25 protein-coding genes are annotated in these 23,881 nt (G+C 71.8%); 19 read left to right on the forward strand and 6 right to left on the reverse strand.

Translation table 11 applies throughout. The annotated features are described in order from the left end of the window. Positions 1-2: 2 nt before the first annotated feature. From OIE75_RS19805 to OIE75_RS19820, 4 genes are all read left to right on the forward strand, one after another. Entirely contained in the window at positions 3-524 is a 522-nt protein-coding gene (locus OIE75_RS19805) for a DUF3515 family protein (RefSeq protein ID WP_329471634.1), read from the forward strand. A gap of 59 nt (positions 525-583) precedes the next feature. Beyond that, positions 584-781 carry a hypothetical protein gene (locus OIE75_RS19810; protein ID WP_307013959.1) on the forward strand — a complete coding sequence of 66 codons (198 nt, stop codon included), beginning with the start codon at positions 584-586 and terminating at the stop codon, positions 779-781. A 116-nt stretch (positions 782-897) separates the two neighbouring features. Next, positions 898-1,770, forward strand: a complete 873-nt coding sequence (locus OIE75_RS19815; RefSeq protein ID WP_329471635.1) for a sigma-70 family RNA polymerase sigma factor — start codon at positions 898-900, stop codon at positions 1,768-1,770. A gap of 68 nt (positions 1,771-1,838) precedes the next feature. Beyond that, positions 1,839-2,129 (forward strand): hypothetical protein, encoded by a 291-nt coding sequence (locus OIE75_RS19820; RefSeq protein WP_307013964.1) that lies wholly within the window; start codon positions 1,839-1,841, stop codon positions 2,127-2,129. 20 nt (positions 2,130-2,149) lie between these two features. On the opposite strand, the gene OIE75_RS19825 is transcribed toward OIE75_RS19820, so the two are convergent. From OIE75_RS19825 to OIE75_RS19835, 3 genes are all read right to left on the reverse strand, one after another. After that, positions 2,150-2,800, reverse strand: coding sequence for a hypothetical protein (locus tag OIE75_RS19825; protein ID WP_125495468.1), 651 nt, complete (start codon positions 2,798-2,800; stop codon positions 2,150-2,152). 96 nt (positions 2,801-2,896) lie between these two features. Next, entirely contained in the window at positions 2,897-3,631 is a 735-nt protein-coding gene (locus OIE75_RS19830; RefSeq protein WP_307013968.1) for a GntR family transcriptional regulator, read from the reverse strand. Positions 3,632-3,768: 137 nt separating this feature from the next. Further along, positions 3,769-5,124, reverse strand: coding sequence for an aspartate aminotransferase family protein (locus OIE75_RS19835; RefSeq protein WP_307013970.1), 1,356 nt, complete (start codon positions 5,122-5,124; stop codon positions 3,769-3,771). 197 nt (positions 5,125-5,321) lie between these two features. Here OIE75_RS19835 and OIE75_RS19840 point away from each other — a divergent pair, with 197 nt between their 5' ends. Further along, positions 5,322-7,154, forward strand: coding sequence for a serine/threonine-protein kinase (locus OIE75_RS19840; RefSeq protein ID WP_443078375.1), 1,833 nt, complete (start codon positions 5,322-5,324; stop codon positions 7,152-7,154). A 185-nt stretch (positions 7,155-7,339) separates the two neighbouring features. Here OIE75_RS19840 and OIE75_RS19845 read toward each other — a convergent pair whose 3' ends face one another. Then, positions 7,340-8,104 carry an SLATT domain-containing protein gene (locus tag OIE75_RS19845; RefSeq protein WP_307018038.1) on the reverse strand — a complete coding sequence of 255 codons (765 nt, stop codon included), beginning with the start codon at positions 8,102-8,104 and terminating at the stop codon, positions 7,340-7,342. Positions 8,105-8,334: 230 nt separating this feature from the next. Here OIE75_RS19845 and OIE75_RS19850 point away from each other — a divergent pair, with 230 nt between their 5' ends. The 10 genes from OIE75_RS19850 (at position 8,335) to OIE75_RS19895 (ending at position 15,783) form a co-directional block, all read left to right on the forward strand. Then, positions 8,335-8,679, forward strand: coding sequence for a YbaB/EbfC family nucleoid-associated protein (locus tag OIE75_RS19850; protein WP_079163602.1), 345 nt, complete (start codon positions 8,335-8,337; stop codon positions 8,677-8,679). 73 nt (positions 8,680-8,752) lie between these two features. Further along, positions 8,753-9,352, forward strand: a complete 600-nt coding sequence (gene recR, locus OIE75_RS19855; protein ID WP_122616772.1) for a recombination mediator RecR — start codon at positions 8,753-8,755, stop codon at positions 9,350-9,352. Beyond that, entirely contained in the window at positions 9,345-10,004 is a 660-nt protein-coding gene (locus OIE75_RS19860; RefSeq protein WP_307013974.1) for a DUF5063 domain-containing protein, read from the forward strand. The genes recR and OIE75_RS19860 overlap by 8 nt, the downstream gene beginning before the upstream one ends. Positions 10,005-10,074: 70 nt before the next feature. After that, a complete protein-coding gene (locus OIE75_RS19865) occupies positions 10,075-12,465 on the forward strand; it encodes an ATP-binding protein (RefSeq protein WP_329471636.1) in 2,391 nt (796 codons plus the stop codon). A gap of 107 nt (positions 12,466-12,572) precedes the next feature. Further along, the gene (locus OIE75_RS19870) at positions 12,573-12,860 is read left to right on the forward strand and encodes a hypothetical protein (RefSeq protein ID WP_329471637.1); all 288 of its coding nucleotides are present in this window, start codon (positions 12,573-12,575) and stop codon (positions 12,858-12,860) included. A 69-nt stretch (positions 12,861-12,929) separates the two neighbouring features. Then, positions 12,930-13,742 (forward strand): DUF5753 domain-containing protein, encoded by an 813-nt coding sequence (locus OIE75_RS19875; protein WP_329471638.1) that lies wholly within the window; start codon positions 12,930-12,932, stop codon positions 13,740-13,742. Then, the gene (locus tag OIE75_RS19880) at positions 13,739-13,924 is read left to right on the forward strand and encodes a DUF397 domain-containing protein (protein WP_329471639.1); all 186 of its coding nucleotides are present in this window, start codon (positions 13,739-13,741) and stop codon (positions 13,922-13,924) included. Before OIE75_RS19875 ends, OIE75_RS19880 begins: the two co-directional genes overlap by 4 nt. 286 nt (positions 13,925-14,210) lie before the next feature. Then, entirely contained in the window at positions 14,211-15,098 is an 888-nt protein-coding gene (locus OIE75_RS19885; RefSeq protein WP_329471640.1) for a hypothetical protein, read from the forward strand. A 47-nt stretch (positions 15,099-15,145) separates the two neighbouring features. After that, positions 15,146-15,397, forward strand: a complete 252-nt coding sequence (locus OIE75_RS19890; RefSeq protein ID WP_329471641.1) for a hypothetical protein — start codon at positions 15,146-15,148, stop codon at positions 15,395-15,397. Further along, complete coding sequence (locus OIE75_RS19895; RefSeq protein ID WP_329471642.1) at positions 15,394-15,783, forward strand: twitching motility protein PilT; 390 nt, start codon at positions 15,394-15,396, stop codon at positions 15,781-15,783. Before OIE75_RS19890 ends, OIE75_RS19895 begins: the two co-directional genes overlap by 4 nt. Before the next feature lie 46 nt (positions 15,784-15,829). Here the strand turns inward: OIE75_RS19895 and OIE75_RS19900 are convergent, their stop codons facing one another. Next, on the reverse strand, positions 15,830-18,064 hold the full coding sequence (locus OIE75_RS19900; RefSeq protein ID WP_329471643.1) for an FG-GAP repeat domain-containing protein: 2,235 nt from the start codon (positions 18,062-18,064) through the stop codon (positions 15,830-15,832). Between the two features lie 302 nt (positions 18,065-18,366). On the opposite strand from OIE75_RS19900, the gene OIE75_RS19905 reads away from it, so the two are divergent. The 4 genes from OIE75_RS19905 (at position 18,367) to OIE75_RS19920 (ending at position 23,007) form a co-directional block, all read left to right on the forward strand. Beyond that, on the forward strand, positions 18,367-19,644 hold the full coding sequence (locus OIE75_RS19905; protein WP_122616778.1) for an aspartate kinase: 1,278 nt from the start codon (positions 18,367-18,369) through the stop codon (positions 19,642-19,644). After that, the gene (locus OIE75_RS19910; RefSeq protein WP_122616779.1) at positions 19,644-20,711 is read left to right on the forward strand and encodes an aspartate-semialdehyde dehydrogenase; all 1,068 of its coding nucleotides are present in this window, start codon (positions 19,644-19,646) and stop codon (positions 20,709-20,711) included. Before OIE75_RS19905 ends, OIE75_RS19910 begins: the two co-directional genes overlap by 1 nt. Before the next feature lie 494 nt (positions 20,712-21,205). Next, positions 21,206-21,781 (forward strand): SigE family RNA polymerase sigma factor, encoded by a 576-nt coding sequence (locus tag OIE75_RS19915; protein ID WP_161332525.1) that lies wholly within the window; start codon positions 21,206-21,208, stop codon positions 21,779-21,781. Then, entirely contained in the window at positions 21,778-23,007 is a 1,230-nt protein-coding gene (locus OIE75_RS19920; RefSeq protein WP_329471644.1) for a hypothetical protein, read from the forward strand. The genes OIE75_RS19915 and OIE75_RS19920 overlap by 4 nt, the downstream gene beginning before the upstream one ends. A gap of 11 nt (positions 23,008-23,018) precedes the next feature. Here the strand turns inward: OIE75_RS19920 and OIE75_RS19925 are convergent, their stop codons facing one another. Next, positions 23,019-23,870 carry an SURF1 family protein gene (locus OIE75_RS19925; RefSeq protein ID WP_307013986.1) on the reverse strand — a complete coding sequence of 284 codons (852 nt, stop codon included), beginning with the start codon at positions 23,868-23,870 and terminating at the stop codon, positions 23,019-23,021. Positions 23,871-23,881: the final 11 nt, after the last annotated feature.

Below are 23,881 nucleotides of genomic sequence, written 5' to 3' on the forward strand. Positions count from 1 at the left end.
ACATGCGGATCGGCAACCCCCTCCCCGTCGCCCTGCGCCGAAAGCCCACCACCCGGACCTGGATCTGGCTGACCGTCGCCGTCGTCGCCGTGACCGGCGGGCTCTTCTACGTCGACGGCCACCGCGTCTCCGCCGCCCCGCACGCGGACGACGCCAAGTGCGACAAGGTCGTCTCCCGCCTGCCGGACGACATACCCGGCGCCTCCCGCGACTGGGCCCTGGGCGACGGGGTCGCGTCCTGGGGCGGCCAGAAGGCGGTCTTCCGGTGCGGCGCCGAGGAACTGCCGCCGAACATCAACCTCTGCGTCACCGTCGACGGCGTCGACTGGGTCCTGGACGAGGACCGGCTGAAGCGCGACGGCGTGAGCGTGCTGCGGACGTACGGCCGCTCGCCGGCCGTGGAGTTCACGTACGACGGCCCGCGCGAGGAGGTGGGCGGCATCCTCACCGCGCTCGACCCCGCCGTGCGGTGGATCCCGCAGCAGCGCAAGTGCATCGGCCTGGACGACGCCGACGTCCTGTAGCCCTTCGTTCGGCCCCCTCCGCCGGGCGCCGGCCCGGTCGGTGGTGTCGGATTTGGGGCATGACCGACCGCTACATCGCCGCTTCCTGCCAGGGCCCGTACGGCGGCACCGGGCCAGGCGACTGCGGCGACCCGGTCCGCTTCGAGGTCGCCCGGCATCTGCGCACGCCGCTGCGCGTGTGCCCCGTACACCTGGGCCCCTCGCTGCTGCTGGCCGAGGGCGTGCTGTGGCCGCCGGGGATCACCCTGGTGCGGTGAGAAGGCGGGAGGCCGCCGTCAGAGCGCGCACGCCTGAGTGGTTCACTGGGGTGGCCCGCCCACGAGGACGCGGGGACGGGGAGGGAAGCCGTACGGTGCCCGGACGATTCGACGACATGGCACGTCAGTTCGAGTTGGATCGGCCCCGGCTGCGAGCGGTCGCGTACCGGATCCTCGGCTCCCTCGGCGAGGCCGACGACGCCCTCCAGGACGCCTGGCTGCGCGCCGACCGCACGGACACCTCCGACGTGGCGAACCCCTCAGGCTGGCTCACCACGGTCGTCGCCCGGGTCTGCCTCAACATGCTCCGCGCCCGCGCGGGCCGCCGCGAGGAGCCGCTGGAGGACGTGCTCCCCGGGCCCCGGTCCGGCGCACGGTCCGGCCCCCGGCCGGTCGATCCGGAGGAGGAGGCCCAGCTCGCCGACTCCGTCGGGATCGCGCTGCTGATCGTCCTGGACACCCTGGGCCCCGCCGAACGGCTCGCGTTCGTGCTGCACGACATGTTCGACGTGCCCTTCGGCGACATCGCCGAGATGCTCGACAAGACCCCCGCGGCCACCCGCCAGCTGGCCAGCCGCGCCCGCCGCCGGGTCCGGGGCGTCCCCGCGCCGGTCGCCGACCCGCCCCGCCGGCGCCGCGCGGTCGACGCCTACCTGGCGGCCACCCGCGGCGGCGACTTCGACGCGCTGGTCTCGCTGCTCCACCCGGACGTCGTCCTGCGCGCCGACGCCGCGGTCATCCCGACGGCCGAGCCCGTCACCATGTCCGGCATGGAGCCGGTGGCCAGGGGAGCGATGGCCTCGATGGCCAGGGCGCGGTCCGCCGCCGTCGTCCTCGTCGACGGCCTGGCCGGCATCGCGACCGCCGCACACGGCCGGCTGGGCGTGGTCCTCCGCTTCACCTTCGCGGACGACGACCGCATCACCGGCATCGACGTGATCGCGGAACCGGAACGCCTGAACGAACTGGACATCACGGGCGTAAGCTGAGGGCGTACACGCTGAGTTCGTGCACGCTGGGTTCGTACACGTCGCGTCGGTAGAAGAAGGTGAGTGCGATGCGCGTGCTGCTCAAGGCGACGCTGGACACGGAGAAGGCGAACGAGGCGCTCCGCAGCGGAAAGCTGCCCGAGCTGATCAGCCGGACGCTCGACCACGTCAAGCCGGAGGCCGCCTACTTCGGCCCCCTGGGCGGTCGGCGGACGGCCCTGATGGTCTTCGACATGCAGGACAGCTCGGAGCTGCCGTCCACCGGCGAGCCGTTCTTCACCGAGCTGAACGCCGAGGTCGAGGTGTCTCCGATCATGAACGCCGACGATCTGCGCAAGGGCCTCTCCCAGCTCGGCTGACCGGCGCCGGACGGCCCCGGTCAGCTGAAGACGATCATCGACCCCTGCGCCAGGCTCCGCGTGGCCGCCGCGTGCAGGCCCAGCCACACGTGTCGCTCCCGGGCGAAGGGACTGGAGTCGTAGGGCGCGGGCACGGCCGGCTCCTCCAGCTCCGTCGGCGCGAGCGGCGGCTGCGGCGGCGCCGGGGGGTTGGCGGGGTCGATGCCGAGGGCCGGGGCGACGGACTCCAGCTCCCGCAGCAGGGCGTGCGAGGAGCCCAAGGGGCCGCCGCCCGCGAGGAGTTCGTCGTTGGCGAGCGGGTGCGGGAAGTCGACCGGGACGTAGGCGCCCGCGTGGTCGTAGTGCCAGACCAGGTGCGACTGCTGGGCCGTCGACTCGAACATCTCCAGCAACTGCTCGTAGTCACCGCCGAGTTCGTCCACCGGGGTCACCGGCAGCCCGCACACCTGGAGCAGGTGTGCCCGGCGCAGGAAGTGCAGCGCGTCGTAGTCGAAGCCTGCCACCGGCCCGACCTCGCCGGTGAGTCCCGGCATGTACTGGTACACCGGCACCGGCGGCAGCCCGGCCTCGGCGAGCACCTTGTCGTATTGCGCGAGTTCTTCGGCGAACGGGTTGTCCGGCGTGTGGCACAAGACGTCGACGAGCGGTACCAGCCACAGGTCACAGGCCAAAAGAGGACTCCTCACACAGCACAGCGGGTCAGGAAAGGGTAGTCGGTGCGTGTCGCGTGCAGGTCCCATACCCATCTGGCGCCCGACCACGACACCTCAGCCGTTGGTCATCCCCCGCCCGGTCCCCAGGTCGTCCCGGGCGAGCCGTTCGATCAGCGCGAGCGAGTGGGCGTTGTACGCGTGCACCAGCGACCGCGCGCCCGGCACGTCGCGGCGGGCGAGGGCGTCGACCAGCTCGGTGTGCCCGGACCACAGCGCGCCGCGCAGCTCGCTGAGCCGGCGCAGGTGCTGCACCGTGCACACCCAGGACTGCACGCGCAGCCGGTGCAGGAAGTCGGAGAGGTAGGCGTTGCCGAAGAGGATGGCCAGCTCGCGCCAGAACCGCAGGTCGTAGCCGATGAGGACGGTCAGTTCGCCGGCCGCGGCGGCGCGCTGGGCCTCCTCGCCCCGGCGCCGCACTCCGGCGAGGGCGGCGGCGACGCGCGGGTCGTCCGGGTCCGGGCCGGCCTCCAGGTCCCCGGCGAGGGACAGGAACATCCCGTCGGTCACCAGGTTGCGGGCCTCGACCATGCCGCGGAAGTCGTCGACCGAGTACTCGTGCACCCGGAAGCCCCGGTGGTGGTCGGCGTCCAGGAGCCCCTGTGCGGACAGGTCGACCAGGGCCTCGCGCACGGGCGTCGCGGACACCCCGTACTGCTCGGCGATCTCCTTGACGGTGAACTCCTGCCCCGGCTGGAGCCTGCCGGCCAGCACCTCGTCGCGGAGCGCGTCGGCGATCTGCTGCCGCAGGGTGCTGCGCGTGACGGCACCGGTGCCGCTGGGGCCGGGCATGGGCGGGCGGTCTCCTCGTCGCGGGCGGGGCGTGCGGGCTCGCACACATGTCTACGGTGTACGAGCACGCCACCATACGCGCCGACGCCCCCTCCCTGCCCGCAAGCGGGCAGGGACTCCACGGTGTACTCCTGTCGCTACCCGGTGTACTCGTCCGCCACGGACAGCGCCGTGTCCAGGACCTCCAGGCCCTCCTTCAGCTCGGCCTCCGAGATGTTGCACGGCGGCACGACGTGCGTGCGGTTCATGTTCACGAACGGCCACACGCCGTGGGACTTGGCGGAGGCGGCGAACGCGGACATCGGGGTGGCCGCCTGTCCGGTCGCGTTGTAGGGCACCAGGGGCTCCCGGGTCTGCCGGTTCTTCACCAGGTCCAGCGCCCAGAACATGCCGGTGCCGCGCACGTCGCCCACGCTGGGGTGCCGTTCGGCCAGCTCCCGCAGGGCCGGCTCGACGACCTCGGCACCGAGCCGCGCCGCGTGTTCGACGATGCCCTCCTCCGCCATCACGTTGATCGTGGCGACGGCGGCGGCGCAGGCCAGCGGGTGCCCGGAGTAGGTCAGGCCGCCCGGGTAGGGGCGCTCGGCGAACGTCTCGGCGATCTTCGCGGAGATGGCGACACCGCCCAGCGGCACGTACCCCGAGTTCACGCCCTTGGCGAAGGTCATCAGGTCGGGCACGACGTCGTACAGGTCGGCCGCGAACCACGTACCGGTCCGCCCGAACCCGGCCATGACCTCGTCCAGCACGAAGACGATGCCGTACTTGTCGCAGATCTCGCGGACCCCGGCGAGGTAACCGGCCGGCGGCATCATGATCCCCGCCGTGCCCGGGACCGTCTCCAGGACGATCGCGGCGACGGACGCCGGGCCCTCGAAGGCGATCGTCGTCTCCAGGTGCTCCAGCGCCCGCGCGCACTCCTGCTCCTCGGTCTCGGCGTAGAAGCGCGAGCGGTACAGGAAGGGGCCCCAGAAGTGCACGACACCCGCGGTGCCGCTGTCGGAGGCCCAGCGGCGCGGGTCGCCGGTGAGGTTGATCGCCTGCTGGGTGCCGCCGTGGTACGAGCGGTAGGCCGACAGCACCTTCGGCCGCCCGGTGTGCAGCCGCGCCATGCGCACGGCGTGCTCGACGGCGTCGGCGCCGCCGTTGGTGAAGAAGATCTTGTCCAGGTCGCCGGGCGTCCGCTCGGCGATCAGCCGGGCCGCCTCCGAGCGCGCCTCGACGGCGAACGCGGGCGCGAACGTCGTCATCCTCGCCGCCTGCTCCTGGATCGCGGCGACGACCTTGGGGTGCTGGTAGCCGATGTTGGTGTAGACGAGTCCGCTGGCGAGGTCGAGGTAGCGCTTGCCCTCGTAGTCCCAGAAGTACGATCCCTCGGCGCCGGCGACGGCGAGCGGGTCGATGAGCTCCTGGGCGGACCAGGAGTGGAAGACGTGCGCGCGGTCCGCGGCCTTCACGGCGGCGCCGGCCTGGAGGTGTGGCTCAGGAGTCATGCGGCCGAGCGTAGATGTCCGCGATGCGGAAACGGAATCGGCGTCCTGTCTGCGGTCCGGGGCTTTCCACGACAGGTTGTCGACGTGCGGGCCCCCGGTCACGGATAGGACCCCCTCGGACAAGACCCCCTCCTCGGAGGGGGCGCCCGCACTATCCTCGCTCTGTTGCGCACGTTCGGGGGGAAGGCGGCGGCGACATGCACGAGCTGGGGGACGGGGATCCGATGGGGGTCCCCCCAGGCGTTCGGCACCGGGGGAGCATCGGGGCGTACCGGCTGCTGGGGCGGCTGGGCGCGGGCGGTATGGGCCACGTCTATCTGGCCCGCTCGGACCGGGGGCGCACGGTCGCCGTGAAACTGGTCCGCGAGGAGCTGGCCGCGCTGGAGGAGTTCCGGGAGCGCTTCCGGCAGGAGGTCGCGGCCGCCCGTCGGGTCGGCGGCCACTGGACCGCACCCGTGCTGGACGCCGACACCGAGGCCGCCGTGCCGTGGCTGGCCACCGGGTACGTGGCGGGCCCCAGCCTCCAGCAGGTCGTCGGGCACGACCACGGCGCGCTGCCCGAGCGGTCGGTCCGCATCCTGGGAGCCGGTCTCGCGCACGCCCTCCAGGACATCCACGCCGCCGGGATCGTCCACCGCGACCTCAAGCCGTCCAACGTGCTCGTCACCATCGACGGGCCCCGCGTCATCGACTTCGGCATCGCGCGGGCCCTCCAGACGGTCACCGACGGCGGACTCACCCGCACCGGGGCGCTCGTCGGCTCGCCCGGTTTCATGGCGCCGGAGCAGGTGCGCGGCGACCGGATCACGCCCGCCTGCGACGTCTTCTGCCTCGGCTCCGTCCTCGCCTACGCCGCCACCGGCGCGCTGCCCTTCGGCACCGCCAACAGCGGCGTGCACGCCCTGATGTTCCGCATCGCGCAGGAGGAGCCCGACCTGGACGGTGTGCCCGAGGGCATCGCCGACCTGGTGCGCGACTGCCTGAAGAAGGACCCCGCCGCGCGCCCCGTCCTCGCCGAGGTCCTGGAGCGCACGGGCGCGCAGGACACGGTCACCGACGGCCGTTCCCGCGACCCGTGGCTGCCCGGCGCCCTGGTCGCCCAGCTCGGCCGGCACGCCGTACGGCTGCTGGACACGGAGAACCCGGAGCCGCCGGGCGGCACGTCCCCGCTCCCGCAGACCCCCGTGGCGGGACCCCCGCCACCGCGCGAGCCGGGCGGCGGCGCAGGCGGGGGAGCCCCGCTGAACCACCTCCCCACGCTGGTCGCGGGCCAGACCCCGCCCTCCACCACACCCCCGCCCGCCCACGGGTACGCCGTCCCGGCCCCGGCCTGGAACGCGCCGCCGCCCTCCGGCCACCCGCAGCCGTACGGCGGCGGCGGCCCGACCCCGCCCTCCGGCCACCCGCAGCCGTACGGCGGCGGCCCGACCCCGCCCTACGGGCCCCCGCCGCCGTACGGCCCGCCCTACGACCCGCCCCGGAGCGGCCGCTCCACCGCGCTGCTGATCGCCGTCGCCCTGGTCGTCGCGCTAGGCGCCGGCGGCTCGGTCTACGCCCTGATGAGCGGGGGCGGCGACGACCGGGCCGACGGCGGTCCCACGCCCACGCCGACGGTCACCGCGTCCCGGAACACGGACGGGTCGGCTCCCACCGTCGACGCGGACCAGCCGACCCGGGACGGCACGATCCCGACGGCGTACCTGGGCACGTGGGCCACCACCATCGACAACGCCTCCGGCGTCCACACCCGCACGCTGACCATCCGGCAGGGCGAGGTGGGAGACACGGTCCTGTCCCTCGTCGCCGACGGCCCCGCGGGCAACGGCACCTACCACTGCGTCTTCGAGGCCGACCTGACCGACACCCCGGGCCCCGACGGCCCCGTGACGGTCGGCCCCTCCACGGTGACCACGGGCCCGTCCACCACCTGCACCCCGGGCGCCCCCACGGAGGTCGCCCTCCTGCCGAACGGCACCCTGCAACGCACGAACACGGCCACGGGCGAAACCCTGACGTACACCCGCCAGTAGCCCCCACCCAGCTGCGGGCAGTCGTGCCGCTGGGGCGGCACGGGTGGGCGCAGCGGCACCCGGCCAGCGCCGGCCCGCGACACCCACCCCCGGCCCACCACAGCGCCGGTCACTCCCCGGCCGACCTCACCACACCAACCTCACGCGCGAACCCAGCGCCACGTCACCGCGAACCCAGCGGCACGTCACCGCGGCTCCGGCGGCCGCTGCCGAGGCATGTTCGGCCGAGCCCCGTTCGCAGGCGCCGAGAACCGCCCCGGCCCGGCCACCCCCGCCTCCGAGGGCCGGCCGCCCGCCATCCCGCCACCCACCCCCGACTGCAGCCCCAGCGGTGCCGCCCCGGACCGGAAGTCCACCATCCAGTCCGCCGTCTCCGCCCGCACCAGCTCCGTCACGTCGTCCGAGAACCGCCGGAGGACCAGCAGGCACCGCTCGGCCGCCTCGCCGGCCGTCCCGTCCGCCGGCCCCAGCACCTCCCGCACGCTCTCCGACGCCCAGTCGAACTGGAGCGCCTGGAGCCGCCGCTGCACCGCCTGCGCCGTGGCCACGTCCCGCATCCACCCGGACGTGACCCCGAAGTACCGGTCCGCGGCCACGCAGGCCACCGCGACCAGCAGTGCGAGATACCCCCAGGGGGCCGCCCCGCCCACCAGCCCGGACATGTCGAGCAGCGGCAGCGCCGCCCCGGCGACCGCCCCCACCGCCGCCCCGCCCCGCAGCAGCACGGCGCCCCGCCGCTTCCACACCCGGTCGGCCAGATACCAGGCCGCAGTGTCCAGCGCCCCCCTCTCCACCCACCGGTACAGCTCGTCCAGCCGGTCGGCGGGCAGCGCCCAGTCGCCGAGCGGAAACGCCCGTCCGGCCAGGTCGCCCGGCCGCGCCCCGGCCGCCCCCTGCTCGCCCCGCCCGTCCTGCGGCGGCCCCTCGGGCTGCCTCTCCGGCTGACCCACCCGGCACTCCCTACTGCTCACCGTCCGCTCCTGCTCGGAACCCTTCCTACCGCCCAATGGGTGGCGAAGCCGTGGGTTCCGCCGTCTTGCCGCCCAGAAGAGGGCCGTGATCAGGTATAGGACTGGGGCGACATCACCCGAAAGAGTGCTGGGGCGAGGGCCCCCCGGACCACGTAGGCTCGTGCCGAACGGGAAAAATCCGCGACGAGCCGTAGTGACAGGAGCTGAACGTGATCCCCGGTGGTGGCCAGCCCAACATGCAGCAGTTGCTCCAGCAGGCCCAGAAGATGCAGCAGGACCTCGCCCGGGCCCAGGAGGAACTGGCACAGACCGAGGTCGAGGGCCAGGCGGGCGGCGGCCTGGTGAAGGCGACGGTCACCGGCTCCGGCGAGCTGCGCGGCCTCGTGATCGACCCGAAGGCGGTGGACCCGGAGGACACCGAGACCCTCGCCGACCTGGTCGTCGCCGCGGTCCAGGCGGCCAACGAGAACGCGCAGACCCTCCAGCAGGAGAAGCTCGGCCCCCTCGCCCAGGGCATGGGCGGCGGCAGCGGCATCCCCGGCCTGCCTTTCTGAGTTCGCCTTTCTCAGACCGGCGGAAGCCGTCTACCGTACGTAGTGCAGGAACCTCAGGAAGGACGGCAGTCCGTTGTACGAAGGCGTGGTCCAGGACCTCATCGACGAGCTCGGGCGCCTGCCCGGCGTCGGGCCCAAGAGCGCGCAGCGGATCGCCTTCCACGTCCTCCAGGCGGAACCGACCGACGTACGACGGCTCGCCCAGGCCCTCATGGAAGTGAAGGCCAAGGTCCGCTTCTGCGCGACCTGCGGGAACGTGGCGCAGGAGGAGCAGTGCAACATCTGCCGCGACGCCCGGCGCGACCCCGCCGTGATCTGCGTGGTGGAGGAACCGAAGGACGTCGTCGCCATCGAGCGCACCCGTGAGTTCCGCGGGCGCTACCACGTGCTCGGTGGCGCGATCAGCCCGATCGACGGGGTCGGCCCCGACGACCTCCGCATCCGTGAACTGCTGGCCCGCCTGGCGGACGGCACGGTCACGGAACTGATCCTGGCCACGGACCCGAATCTGGAGGGCGAGGCCACGGCCACGTACCTCGCCCGCATGATCAAACCGATGGGCCTCAAGGTCACCCGCCTGGCCAGCGGCCTCCCGGTGGGTGGGGATCTGGAATACGCGGACGAGGTGACCCTCGGCCGCGCCTTCGAGGGGAGACGACTCCTAGATGTCTGACGCCACGCTGCACGCGACCGACCAGAACCCCGACGACTTCGCGGTCCAGATCGCGGACCAGATCGAAAGCTTCCTGGTCGCGGTCACGGAAGTGGCCAAGGGCGACGAACCGGACTCGGCCGTCCCCTTCCTCCTCCTGGAGGTCTCCCAGCTCATGCTGGCCGGCGGCCGCCTGGGCGCCCACGAGGACATCGTCCCCGACGAGCGCTACGAGCCCGACCCGGGCCCGGAACTCGACGTCGACGACCTCCGCGAGAACCTCGCCCGCATCCTCGACCCCATCGACGTCTACTCCGAGGTCTTCGACCCCTACGAGCCGCGCAAGGCCCCGGTCCCGGCCCGCATCTCCGACGACCTCACCGACGTCATCACCGATCTCCGCCACGGCATGGTCCACTACAAGGCCGGCCGCACCACGGAGGCCCTGTGGTGGTGGCAGTTCTCCTACTTCTCCAACTGGGGCTCCACCGCCTCCGCCACCCTGCGCGCCCTCCAGTCGGTCGTCGCCCACGTCCGCCTCAACCAGCCCCTGGCCGCCCTCGACGGCCTGGACACCGACGAGGACCTCGGCGACGAAACCCTGGAAACGGAGGCCGGCCGGGTCATGGTGGAGGAGATCGCGGGGCCGCTGGGGCTGCGGCCGGTCAAGTAACGGGACCGGTCCTGACCCAAGTCTGCGCAGTCCCCTGACGGTTGGGGCCCGGGACGTCATGATGTGACGTATGAGTGGTGGGATCGATCGGCGGCCGGACGTGGCCGCGTCGGGGGACGAATCGGTCGCAGCGGGCCGGGACATCGGTACGGCGGTCACGGCGCCGGGCGCGATCGGGACGCAGAACGTCGTCGAGCATCACACGCACCTGGCCGCCGTCGCGCCGGACAGCGTTCCGCTCGCGGCGTACGTCGAAGCGCCTCAGGGCCTGACCAACCTTCCCGAGCGTCCACGGTTGTTCGTGGGCAGGACACGGGAGCTGGACCAGCTGCGGGCGGCGACGGAAGCCGGGGACGGTCCGCTCGCGCACGTGGTGCACGGACTGGGCGGCGTCGGCAAGTCCACGCTGGCGGCCTACTGGGCCTCGGAGCACGCTCGGCACTCGCCGGTGTGGTGGCTGTCGGGCGACAGCCCGGCCACGCTGGACGCCGGGCTCTGCGCCCTGGCGACCGCCGTCGCGCCCGCCCTCGCGGGCTACATGCAGCAGGGACAGCTCCGCGACTGGGCCCTCCAGTGGCTCACCACCCACAGGGACTGGCTGCTCGTCCTCGACAACGTGGCCGATCCGGCCGACGTGAAACCCCTGCTGGCCGCCGTGCCGGCCGGCCGCTTCCTCATCACCAGCAGAAGATCCACGGGCTGGCACGGCGTGGCAGAGCGGATCTCCCTGGACACGCTGGAACCCGACGAGGCCGCCGACCTCTTCGGCCGGATCGCCCCCGACGCGGGGGACGGCATACCGGCCGTCTGTTCCGAGCTGGGCTGTCTGCCGCTCGCGGTCGAACAGGCGGCGGCCTACTGCCTGGAGACCGGCACCGCCGCCGACGAGTACCTGGCCCTGCTCGCCGAGTATCCGGCCGACATGTACACGGCCGCCGTCGAAGGCGGTGACATGCAGCGCACCGTGGCCCGGGTCTGGCACGTGACCCTGGACCGTCTGGCCGACGATCCGCTGGCCGTCACGATCCTCCTGACCGTCTCGTGGTTCGCGCCCGACGACATCCCGCGCTCCCTCCTGGACGGCCTGGGCACCCCGCCCGCCGTACGCGGCGCGATCGGCCGCCTGTCGGCACACAGCATGGTCACCCTGCACGGCACGACCACCCTCTCCGTCCACCGCCTGGTCCAGGCCGTCTCCCGCACACCGGACCCGGAGGACCCGCACCGCCAGGCGGAAGCCGTCTCCGGCGCGCGTGACCTTGCTGCGGAGCGCCTGGCGGAATTGGTACCGGACGATGGCCGGGACCCTGTCCACTGGCCCCTCTGGCGCACACTGCTGCCGCATGTGGAAGCGCTCGCGGCCCACATCCCGCCGGACGGGGGCACCGTGACCCTGGCACGGGTGTTCGGCGAAGCAGGGGAGTTCGCCGTCAACCAGGACTTGCCGGACAGGGCGACGGCACTGCTCCGGCGGGGGGAGTCCGGGACTCGCCGGCTCCTCGGCGCCGATCATCCGCAGTCCCTTGTGGCGCGCAACCGGCTGATGGGCATGGAGCCGCTCCCGGTGGAACAGGCGCTCCACCATGTCGCCTTGTGTGAACGGGTTTTGGGGAAACAGCATCCTGATGCGATCACCGCACACTACGAGCTGACCGCCTCCTACCTTGAGGAAGGCGACATCAGACGGGCCCAGCGAAACATCGACGCCGTCGTGGAGATGCGTGCGCGGGTACTGGGGCCGGACCACGTCGACACACTGGAGGCCCGATGGGGCGGGCTGATGATCGTCGCGAGGCAGGGGGACCTGGACACCGTGGCGCGGCTCGTGGAGCCGCTGATGCGTGACTGCGTACAGGCACTGGGTGCGCGACACCCGCTTACGCTCGACGCACGCGCCCTGCGGGCCCAGTTGACGAGCAAGGTGGGCAGGTCGTTCGCCGCTCCGGCGTACACCACCTTGGACGCGGACTCGGGCCTGAACGTGGCGGCCATCCGGGCCGCCATCGAGCGTCTGCAGAACGAACTCGATCCCGCAGCGGTGCGAGCCTGGGCCACGGAGTCGATTGCGGAGGCCACGCGCTACCTCGCCGACTGCGAGGCGGTGCTCGGACGGGAACATCGCGACACCATCACGGCCCGCGTCAATCTGGCACAGATGTACATGGGCGCCGACGACCACGCCGCCGCACTGCTGCACGGGCGGCAAGCCGCGGCGGAGGCCGATCGTCACCTGGGCGCTGGATCCTCCGTGGGCTTCTTGGCGCGCATGTTGCTGATCTCTCTGTCCGTGGCGACAAAGGACGCCGCCGTCGGTGCCGATGCGATCTCCGGCTTCCGCCATCTCACGAAGGGCATTGCCACTGGCGACGGTGAGGAGAGGCGCAGGGCGATCGATTCCCTGGAGGCGGTCCTGCTTGAGGCATTGACCACGGAGGCTGATCCTGAGAAGGGAACGAAATGACCTCAAAGCCACTGCTCTGGAGTGGAGTCGGACTGTGCGGGGCGGGTGCGATCACCCTTGTGGTGGTCGCCTTCGTGGACTTGGGCCGCGCGGACCAGGCTGCGAGCGTGACCGGCGCGATTGCCGGGCTGGCCGGCTTGGCTCTCGCCCTGTTCGGCCAGTTCGGAGGTACGTCCAGCCCGTCTCCCACCCCCGGGACCACCGCCTCCGGCGACGGCGCGATCGCCGCGGGCGGCAACATCGGTACCGCGTCCACGGGCGGTACGACCGCACCGCCGCCGCCCTCCCCGACACCGCCCCCTTCGTCCACACCCCCGAACGGCGGCGTGAACGCCTCCGGCAGGGGATCGATCGCCGCAGGCGGTGACATCGGCTCGGCCTCCACCGGAAACTGACGTCACGGTCACACGCCGCCGACGACGAAGCTACGCTCGGTAGCCGACGACCAGCCGGAGGTGGGCGCTGTGCCGGTACCGAACGACAACTCCCGGCCACCCGCGGCCTGGTGCTACAGCGGCAACCAGATCAGACGCTGGCGCACCCTCGCCAACGTCAGCCGCGAGGCCCTGGCGGCAGCCGCCAACTACGCCCCCGAGACCATCTCGTCCATGGAGCGCGGCGTACGGATGCCGTCACCCCGCCTCCTCGACATCGCGGACGAACTCTGCGGCGCCCAGGGCATGCTGAGCGCGGCGAAGGAGTACGTCCGCAGGGAGCGGTACTCCGCGCGGGCGGTGGACTTCATCGAGCGGGAGCGTGAGGCGACGAGCCTGTGGACGTACGAAGTCGCACTGGTGCCGGGCCTGTTGCAGACGCGGACCTACGCGAAGGCGCTCATCGACAACCGCATCCCGCCCCTGGACGAGGAGACGGTGGAGGAGCGGGTCGCCGCCCGGATGGAGCGCCAGACGATCCTCACCGGCCGGAAGCCGCCGGTAGGGCTGAGCTTCGTGCTCTATGAGGCGGTTCTGCGGAGCCCCTTGGCCGACAAGGCGCAGCTGCAACGCCTGCTGGAGGTTTCGCGACTGCGCAACGTGGTGGTGCAGGTATTGCCCTTCGAGCGTGCCTTCAGTGACGCGCTGATGGGCCCCATGGTGCTCCTGGAGGGCTTGGACCACGAGCGGCTGGCCTTCATGGAAGGCGCGTTTGCCAGCGAACTTTCGGCCGATCCGGGTGTTGTCAGCCGCGTGACCGAGCGGCTAAGCATGATCCGCACGCGGGCCCTCGACCCCGACGAGACGGCCCGCCTCATCGAGCGGATGGTGGATCAGCCGTGAGTGACCAGTTGAAGTGGTTCAAATCGAGCTACAGCGACAACGAGGGCGGGAACTGCGTCGAGGTCGCCCACGACGACGCCATCCACATCCGCGACTCCAAGTCGGCCGCTTCCGGCCCCGAGTTCCAGGTCTCGCGCTCGTCCTGGTCGGCATTCATCGCCGCAGTTCAGCCCGGAGCTTGAGCCCCGGGACCCGAGCTCTTCCCCTGGGTTTTCTGGTCTGGTTGAAACTCCCAACCAACCAATTCTGTAGCTGAGTTGAGCCGCCATACCTCGAAAGGGTGACGTTGCGTGATCGGCTTGCGCCGTTGCGTGAAACGGCTCTAGGTTCGCGGCAATCGCCCAGTGAATATGTCGGCCCCGGCGGTGCTACCAACACCAGTCCGGGGCCTGACCGACGCATCGAACGGAACCTTCGATGGTGGCTTACGCCAACCCTAGTCCCGCCCTCCCCTCCTCGTCCCACCCCATGGCCAATCCGGGCTACGGAAAACGCCTCGCAGGTGACGAAAACCCGGTCGCAGACCCGGACTTCGCACACCTGAACCCCCGGGACGCCGAGATCGCGGTCTTCGTCGACCACCTGGAGACCGGCCACGCGATGGGCCACAAGGTGCTCGCCGCTGAGCATCCGCGCCACGGCCAGCAGGCGGTGCGCACGTCGCTGGGCCGCATCACCCAGGCCGGCCACTTGCGCTGGATCAAGGAACACATCACCGTCGAGGACAACACCATGCGGTGGGTCACGCGGACGTACTGGTCGCGTACGCGCAGGTCGGCGGAGTGGTGGGCGGAGTTCGCGCGGGAGCGGCACGGCAAGGACGTGACCTGGGACCACCAGCCGGGCCTGGCCCGGGTCGAAGAGGCGACGGCCGCCCCCGTACCGGACGCGACCGAGCCCGAGTCCGGGCCGGAATCCGCCCCCGAACCCGAATCCGAGCCGGTCGGCGTCGCCTACCGCACCCTCAGCGCACTGCGCACCGCCGAGCCGCGTATGGCGCTCAGCGACGGCGACTGCGGCTCTCTCGAACCCCTAGCCCAGGAGTGGCTGTCGCGCGGTGCGACGCCGAAGGACATCACCCGAGCCCTGACCGAAGGGCTCCCACCCACTGTCAGCAACCCGGGCGGCCTCGCCCGCCGACGACTGGAGTCGAAGATGCCCCCGAAGCAGCGCACGCCCCGCGCCAAGGTGACCCGCGTGCTCATGGTCTGCGGGATCTGTGAGCAGGACGAACGCACCGTGAAGCTCGACCGCGGCGTCTGCGAGGAGTGCCTTGCCGCGGACGGCGAGCCGGAGGAGGGGCCCCGCTTCGTGCCCGACACCTTCCTCCGCGTGCCCAGGCGCTGGAACCCCTGAAGCGACCGGATTGCATTCGTAATATGGCAGAGAAGGTGAAGTTCAGCGTGAGCATCGATGCCGAGCTCGGGAAGGCGCTGCGGCAGTTCGCCGCCGCCGAGGACGAGCAGATCTCCTCGGTGATCAGCCGAGCCCTGGAGCAGTACCTGGACGACCGCCGCCTGATCCGCGCGGGCCTGCGGGCGATGGCGGACTACGAGACGGAGTACGGGCCGTTCTCCGAGGAGGAGACGGCCGAGGCGGACGCCCGGGTGGCGGGCCTCTTCGGGCGATCCGGTGAGGAACGGCGCACCGCATGAGTCACGTGGTCTACGACAGCGGCGCGCTGATCGCCGCCGCGAAGAACGACCGGCGGTTTCTCGGTCGCCACAAGGCGTTGCTGCTGGGCGGGCACATCCCACTGGTCCCGGCGGGTGTGCTGGCGCAGTGCTGGGACGGGCGTGCTTCGGCGGCGATGCTGCACCGGACGCTGAGCGGCTGCCGGGTGACTCCGTTGACGGAGTCCGGGGCGAAGGCGGCAGCCGTGCTCTGCCACCGGAACAAGACCTCCGACGTCATCGACGCCACCGTCGTCCTCGCCTCCATCGCCTACGACGACGCCCCCATCCTCACGGACGACCTGGGCGACATCCGCGCCCTGGCCGCCTGCGCGGGCCGGGAGCGGATCCACGTGGAGTGCCCGTGAGCGCCGCCGTCCGGCCCGGAAGCGAGCCCGGGCCGGACGGCACGCGTCAGGAAAGCGCCGTGGGGTCCGGCCGGGTCGCGAAGAAGGTGGTGGCCTGGCGGCCCGCGAAGGGCGCGCGCCAGTCGCCGGTGCCCGGGTAGAAGTACTGCTCGGCGTAGGTTCCGCCGGCGTACAGATCGGGGTGCCCGTCGTGGTTGGCGTCGCCGATGCCCACGGTGTCGCCGTACGCGTCCCAGCCGCCGCCGATCCGGGTGCGGGCGGCGAAGGTGCCGTCGCCCTTGCCGAGGTGGAGCCAGAGGACACCGGAGGTGTCGCGGGCAATCAGGTCCCCGGTCTCGGCGCCGCCGATGTCGCCCGTCGCGGTGATCTGGTTGTAGACGCCGTAGCCCGTACCCGCCTTGATCCGCCCGGCGAAGGGCGCGCGCCAGTCACCGGTGCCCTTGTAGAGCCACAGGGTGCCGTCCTTGTCGGTGGCCAGCAGGTCGGCCTTGCCGTCGTTGGTGACGTCGCTTCCCGCGGCGATCTCGTCGTAGACGCCCCAGCCTCCGCCGACGCGGCTGCGGGTGGCGAAGGTGCCGTCACCGTTGCCGAGGTAGAGCCAGAGCACGCCCTCCTTGTCGCGGGCGACGAGGTCACCGGTGGCCGCGCCACCGATGTCACCGGTGGCCTCAGTACGGTCGTAGGTGTTCCAGCCGCCGCCGACGAGTACGTCGGTGCCGGAGATCAGCTTGCCCTCCCCGTCGAGGCGTTCGAGGTAGGAGTCCGAGCGCCACATGCGGCCCGAAGCGTCCCGTGCCAGGAGGTCGGGGCTGCCGTTGTCGGTGAAGTCGTGCGGCGCGGCGGCCGAGCGGACGACCCTGAACGTACCGGTCTCGGTCAGCGCCGGGCCGATGCCGTTGATCGGCCGGGCCGAGATCTCCCACGTGTAGTCGCCGTTGGGGGCGCTGATCGGCTCGGAGCCGAGGTCGCCCGACCAGACGAAGCCGAAATCCGGCGACGAGGTGTCGGATATCCCCACCGTGGTGGTCTCGCGGGTACGGATGTGGCGCAGGGTCACCCTCCCCTCCACATTGTTCCTGGAGAGTGTCCACCGGAAATCGAAGAGGCCGGAGTCGCGGCTGAGGTCCACAACGTCGGGGACGTTGTGGCCGGCCAGGGTGAGCTTCGTCGGCTCTCCGGTGCGCGCCACGAGGGTCGTCGTGGGTTCCCCGCCGTTCACGCCGGGCGAGAAGCGGTAGAGCCCCTCGCCTTCGGCGACGGTGCCGCCGCGGAGGTAGAGCGTGCCGTCGGGGGAGGCCTCGGCGGAGGTGAAGTGGTCCAGGAGCTTGGTGTCCACCTTGCGCTTCAGGTCGTGGGCCACCGGGGCGTGGAGCGAGCTCGGCCAGTCGGCGGTGAGCCCGAAACGCTCACCGAACACGAGGTGGTCGCCCTGGAGCCCGATCTCGATCTGGGGTGTGCGCACGGTCATGAGCGGGACCCGCTGGGTCTCCCCGGTGGCACGGGTACGGACCACCACGCTCGGCGGAATCTCGCCCCCACCGCCGTCGACCCAGGCCACGTACGTGGCGGAGACGGCGATGTCCCCGGTGCCCGCGGGCCGGGTCGACCGGCCGGTTTCGGTCACGGCACCGGTCGCGAGGTCGATCAGGCCCCAGTACCGCACGGACGCACCGGTGCTGTAGGTGACAAGGGCGTGGGCGGACGTGCCCGGCCGGACGCTGAGTCCGCTCGCGTCGGCCGGGAGGCCGGTCACCGCGACGGACGCGGCGCCCCTGGTGTGCATGCGCAGGCCGGGGGCCTCCGTGGCCCTGGAATCCGTACTGAAGACCGCCTGGCCCGCGGCACCCGCGTAACGGACACCGGCGGCATGATCGAGAGGGAGGCGGAAGACCTCCTGGCCGGTCGCCAGGTCCCGCAGCTCGATGTGGACGAGATCTGAGTGCACGGCGGCCAGATCGCCGTACCCGGTGGCCAGGACGGAGGCCGAGGAGGGCAGGTCGGACACGGCGCCGTCCGACGCCCGCACCCACGAGTGGCCGCCCGTCGCGCTGTCCAGCGTCAGGTAGCCCGAAGCCGTGGCTCCGACGATCCTGTGGCCGGTCGGGAACGCGATGACGGACTCGGCTGCCGGCTGGGCCTGCGTCCCGGCGGCCCGAGCCGTCCCGCCCGGAGACAAAGCGTCCGGAGCCGCGACGGCTGCGCCGGTGATCCCGGCGGTGACGGCGAGGACGGCGGCGACGGCGGTCGCGAGCCGATGTCTGGACGATCGTGCGTGAGACAAGGTGGTGATCCTCCCCGGGGCGTGGCGCACCGGCGCGCCACAGCCCTCAGACTCACCACCCGCCCCAAGGGTTGTGCGCCCCGCAGGTGCGGGCTTTACGGAACGGAAAGACACTTGTGAACGTGTGACACGCCGCACTTTCCCGAGTGACGCGCCTCCGGTTGGGCATGAGCCAGCCTGAGCGAGTACCCGGGTCTCACCATGCGATACCGCAGGGGCGAAACCCGGACGCTCGGTAAAATGAGCCGACCGCAGTACATATACGTACGTGCGGAAAGAGACGGATTGAGCGAGGAGCGCACGTGGGCCTTGTCGTGCAGAAGTACGGAGGCTCCTCCGTAGCCGATGCCGAGGGCATCAAGCGCGTCGCCAAGCGGATCGTGGAAGCGAAGAAGAACGGCAACCAGGTGGTCGCCGTCGTTTCCGCGATGGGCGACACGACGGACGAGCTGATCGATCTCGCCGAGCAGGTTTCCCCGATCCCTGCCGGGCGTGAACTCGACATGCTGCTGACTGCCGGAGAGCGTATCTCCATGGCGCTGCTGGCCATGGCGATCAAAAACCTGGGCCACGAGGCCCAGTCGTTCACCGGCAGCCAGGCCGGAGTCATCACCGACTCGGTCCACAACAAGGCCCGGATCATCGACGTGACCCCGGGGCGCATCAAGACCTCGGTGGACGAGGGCAACGTCGCCATCGTGGCCGGCTTCCAGGGCGTCAGCCAGGACAGCAAGGACATCACCACGCTCGGGCGTGGCGGGTCCGACACGACGGCCGTGGCCCTCGCCGCCGCGCTCGACGCGGACGTCTGCGAGATCTACACCGACGTCGACGGCGTGTTCACCGCCGACCCGCGCGTGGTCAGCAAGGCGAAGAAGATCGACTGGATCTCCTTCGAGGACATGCTGGAGCTCGCGGCCAGCGGTTCCAAGGTGCTCCTCCACCGCTGCGTGGAGTACGCCCGCCGGTACAACATCCCGATCCACGTCCGGTCCAGCTTCAGCGGACTCCAGGGCACGTGGGTCAGCAGCGAGCCGATCAAGCAAGGGGAAAAGCAGGTGGAGCAGGCCCTCATCTCCGGAGTCGCACACGACACCTCGGAGGCCAAGGTCACGGTCGTCGGCGTGCCGGACAAGCCGGGCGAGGCCGCCGCGATCTTCCGGGCGATCGCGGACGCCCAGGTCAACATCGACATGGTCGTGCAGAACGTGTCCGCCGCCTCCACGGGGTTGACGGACATCTCCTTCACCCTGCCGAAGTCCGAGGGCCGCAAGGCCATCGACGCGCTGGAGAAGAACCGCGCCGGCATCGGCTTCGACTCGCTGCGCTACGACGACCAGATCGGCAAGATCTCGCTGGTCGGCGCGGGTATGAAGAGCCACCCGGGCGTCACCGCCGACTTCTTCACGGCGCTCTCCGACGCCGGGGTGAACATCGAACTGATCTCGACCTCCGAGATCCGCATCTCGGTCGTCACCCGCAAGGACGACGTGAACGAGGCCGTGCGCGCCGTGCACTCCGCCTTCGGTCTCGACTCCGACAGCGATGAGGCAGTCGTCTACGGGGGCACCGGCCGCTGATGTCCGTCACCGCACGGGACGGGCGGCCCACGCTCGCCGTCGTGGGCGCGACCGGAGCCGTCGGCACGGTCATGCTCACCATCCTGTCCCAGCACGCGGACGTCTGGGGCGACATCCGCCTGATCGCCTCGCCGCGCTCGGCCGGCCGCAAGCTGGCCGTGCGCGGTGAGGAGGTCGAGGTCGTCGCGCTCACCGAGGAGGCCTTCGACGGCGTCGACGTCGCCATGTTCGACGTCCCCGACGAGGTCGCCGCGCAGTGGGCGCCGATCGCCGCCGCCAAGGGCGTGGTGGTGGTCGACAACTCCGGCGCGTTCCGGATGGACCCGGACGTGCCGCTCGTCGTGCCCGAGGTCAACCCGCACGCGCTGCGGATGCGGCCGCGCGGCATCGTCGCCAACCCCAACTGCACGACCCTCTCCATGATCGTGGCGACGGGCGCGCTGCACGCCGAGTTCGGGCTGCGCGAGCTGGTCGTCTCCTCGTACCAGGCGGTCAGCGGCGCGGGCCGGGACGGCGTGGACACGCTGCGCCGGCAGCTGTCCCTGGTGGCCGGTACCGAGCTGGGGACGCACCCCGGTGACGTGCGGCGGGCCGTCGGCGACGACACCGGGCCGTTCCCGGAGCCGGTCGCGCTGAACGTCGTACCGTGGGCCGGGTCGCTGCGCGAGGACGGCTGGTCGTCGGAGGAGATGAAGGTGCGGGACGAGTCCCGCAAGATCCTCGGGCTGCCGCAGCTTCCGGTGGCGGTGACGTGTGTACGGGTTCCCGTGGTCACCACCCATTCCCTGACCGTGCACGCCCGTTTCGAGGGCGAGGTCACCGTCGACCGGGCCCGGGAGATCCTGGCCACCGCGCCCGGCGTCGTCCTCTTCGACAACCCGGCCGCGGGGGAGTTCCCCACCCCCGCCGACGTGGTCGGCACCGACCCCACCTGGGTGGGGCGGGTACGGCGGGCGCTGGACGACCCGACGGCGCTGGAACTCTTCGTCTGCGGGGACAATCTGCGCAAGGGCGCCGCGCTGAACACCGCGCAGATCGCGGAGCTGGTGGCCGCCGAGTTCGCCTGAACCCCCATCAGGCCCCATCCAAGGGGCGAAAAGCCCTGGCCACCGCGGGTTTCCTTTGTAGGATCCGTGGACGAGATGTGATCCGGAAGTTGGTCCGGACTACTTGTACCCGGCACCTGTGCCGTCAGAGGATTTCCTCCCCGCCCTCCGCAACCGTGCGGAAGGCGGGGAGCGTCTTTGCGGTCACCCATTCGGGGCGCGGAGACGCGTGGGTCGGCGTGGGGACGCCGAGGGCGGGCGTGGGGACGCTCGTTCACATGGGACATAGGGGATGAGCGGACGATGAGGGCGTATGACGCACCGTCAGCCGGGCGGCTGCCCGACAGACCGGACCGACACGGGAACGTGACGCCCGGCCCGTACAACCCTCACGGGGGTCGGCGTGTCCAACAGGCGTGGCAGAGGTACTCGAATTCACCGCATCGACGCGTGGCCCCGCTGTGCGGGCCCCCGGCCGGTCAGTCCGTCCCCGTGTGGCCGGTCCGGCCGGTGGCATGCCGGTGATCGCGCCGATGCCAGCAGCGCGGCCGGCCCGCATCTCGAACCAGCGCGACGGCGCCGACGACACGGTGGCGGCGGGTACCACCGTCGACCACCTCACCGAGACGTACCGGGCGCACTACCGGTCGCTGCTCGGCCTTGCGGCCCTGCTCCTCGACGACACCGCCTCCTGCGAGGACGTCGTCCAAGAGGCCTTCATCCGCGTGCACTCCGCGCGCAAACGCGTCCGCGACCCGGAGAAGACCCTGGCCTATCTGCGCCAGACCGTCGTCAACCTGTCGCGTTCGGCGCTGCGCCGCCGCATCCTGGGCCTCAAGCTGCTCTCCAAGCCGATGCCGGACATGGCGAGCGCGGAGGAGGGCGCCTACGACCAGTTGGAGCGCGACTCCCTGATCAAGGCGATGAAGGGACTCCAGCGCCGCCAGCGCGAGGTCCTGGTCCTGCGCTACTTCGCCGACATGACCGAGGCACAGGTCGCCGAGACGCTCGGCATATCCCTCGGCTCGGTGAAGGCGTACGGTTCACGCGGCATCGCGGCGCTCAGGGTGGCCATGGAGGCACCGGCATGAGTGACGGCAACGGGCACGCTCCGCGGGAAGAGGGCGCGCCGCAGGAAGGGTCCGTTCCCCGGGAGGGGCCCGCGCCGGACGGACCGGCCGCGGCGAACCCGGCGGACGCGACCGCCGGGCGGGATCAGCAGAACCACACGCACGAATCTGGGAACGGAACTGTGAACCACGGCCCCGCCGACCAGGGCCCCGACCCGCGAGGGCAGGACGGGCCCGACGCCGACGAGGCGGCGCTGCGCCGGATGCTGCAGCAGGCCGTCCAGGACGTCGAACCGAGCGACGGCACCCTGGAACACCTGCGCCGCGCGGTACCCGCCCGGCGGGCCCGCAAGCGCCAGGCCGCCGTCGGAGTGGCCGCCGCCGCCCTCTTCCTGGGCACCGCGGTCCCCGCTCTCGTACACGTCTCCAACTCCACCGGCCCGGGCGCCGACCCGTCCGTCGCGGGCCACGCCTCGCAGGCCCAGGGCGGCGCCTCCCAGGGCAAGGACCCGGCCGGCGGCCAGAGTGGTGTCGCCGGTTCCGAGGGCCCCGGCGAGGACAAGGACCGAACCGGCCCCAAGGAGACGCCCGACGGCAAGGAGAGCGGCGCGGCCACGGGCTCCGCGCCCGGGACCGAACCCTCGCCCAGCGTCGCCGCCGACGTTCCGGCGTGTGCGCCCAAGCAGCTCGGACCGGCCGTCGCCAGCATCGCCGAACCCGACTCCGCGGGCGTGGTCTACGGCTCGTTCCGGGTCACCAACGTCTCCTCGGACGGCTGTACCGTCACCGGCCCCGGCAACGTGTCCACCGCCTCGCAGGGAGCGGCGGACGCCTCCAGGATCGGCACGGCACGGCATGTGGCGGGCGACGCCGCGGCCGGACTGCCCGACCCGTCCCTGGAGACCGGGGCAGTGACCCTGGCGCCGGCCTCCGGGTACGAGGTGCAGTTCGCCTGGGTGCCCTCGGAGACCTGTCCGACCACCGGCGGCACCACCGGGGGCAGCACCGGCGGACCCTCGCCGGACCCCTCGCCCACCGGGGACACGACTGCCGCGGGCGGCACCTCCACGGGCGGCGCCGAGGCCGGTCCCACGACCCAGCTGCTCAGCGAGGACGGACCGGCGGACGGAAGCGTGTCGGTGACCTACACCCCCGAGGGCGGATCCGGTTCGGCCACGGCCACGGTGTCCCACGCGTGCGTGGGCACGGTGTACTGGACGGGTGTGCTGGCGGGCACGGAGTCGTAAGGGGCGCCTTCTCAGGCGTTGGACGGGCTGGGCCGCGCCGCCCGCTCGCTCTCTTCCCCGGCGGTCTCGGCGTCGGCCTCCGCGGTCTCGGCGTCCTGCGCCTCCTCCACCGTCAGCCCCAGCTGCGCGTCCCGGGCGAGTTCGACCTCGCGGCGCAGCAGCCGGAACCACATGAAGATCACGAAGCCCACGAAGGCGAACCACTCGGCGGTGTAGCCGAGGTTCTGGAACGCCTTCAGGTCGAGGCCGCTGTTCTGCGGCGCGCTGACGGGCACGGCCCGCATCCCGGAGTCGCCGCTGTTCAGCGTGATCCACGCGTCGTACACGTCGTACGGCACGAGGTTCAGCAGTGTCGCCGCGCTGATCGAGCCGGTCTGCCCGGCGGGCCATCCGGAGCGTCCGCTGACGCCGTTGCCGCCCGGGGACTCCGGGGCCTGGAGGGCTCCCGTGACGGTGACCTCGCCGACGGGCGGGGCCGGGACCTTCGCCGGGTCGGGTGCGCCCGGCAGCCAGCCGCGTACGACCGGCAGCGCGCGGCCGTCGTCGGTGCGCAGCAGCGTGAGGACGTAGTAGCCCTCCCGGTCGTCCAGCTTCCGCTCGGGGACGAGCAGCTGGTCGTCGTACCGGCCGGTGACGGTGGTCTGCTTGCCGACCGTGGACTTGTCCAGCGGCAGCAGCTCGTCCAGCGGGCGGGGCGCGTCCCGGCGGGCCTCCTCGTGCTGGGTGGCCGCGGTCTCGTGGTCCTGCACCCGGTCCTCGAAGCGGCCCAGCTGCCAGGAACCCATGAAGATGCAGAAGGGGATGGCCAGGACGACGAAGACGTTGATCCCCCACCATCGGGGCGTCAGCAGAAACCGGTACACGCCTTCCACGG

It is taken from the genome of Streptomyces sp. NBC_01723 (assembly GCF_036246005.1).
GTDB lineage: Bacteria > Actinomycetota > Actinomycetes > Streptomycetales > Streptomycetaceae > Streptomyces.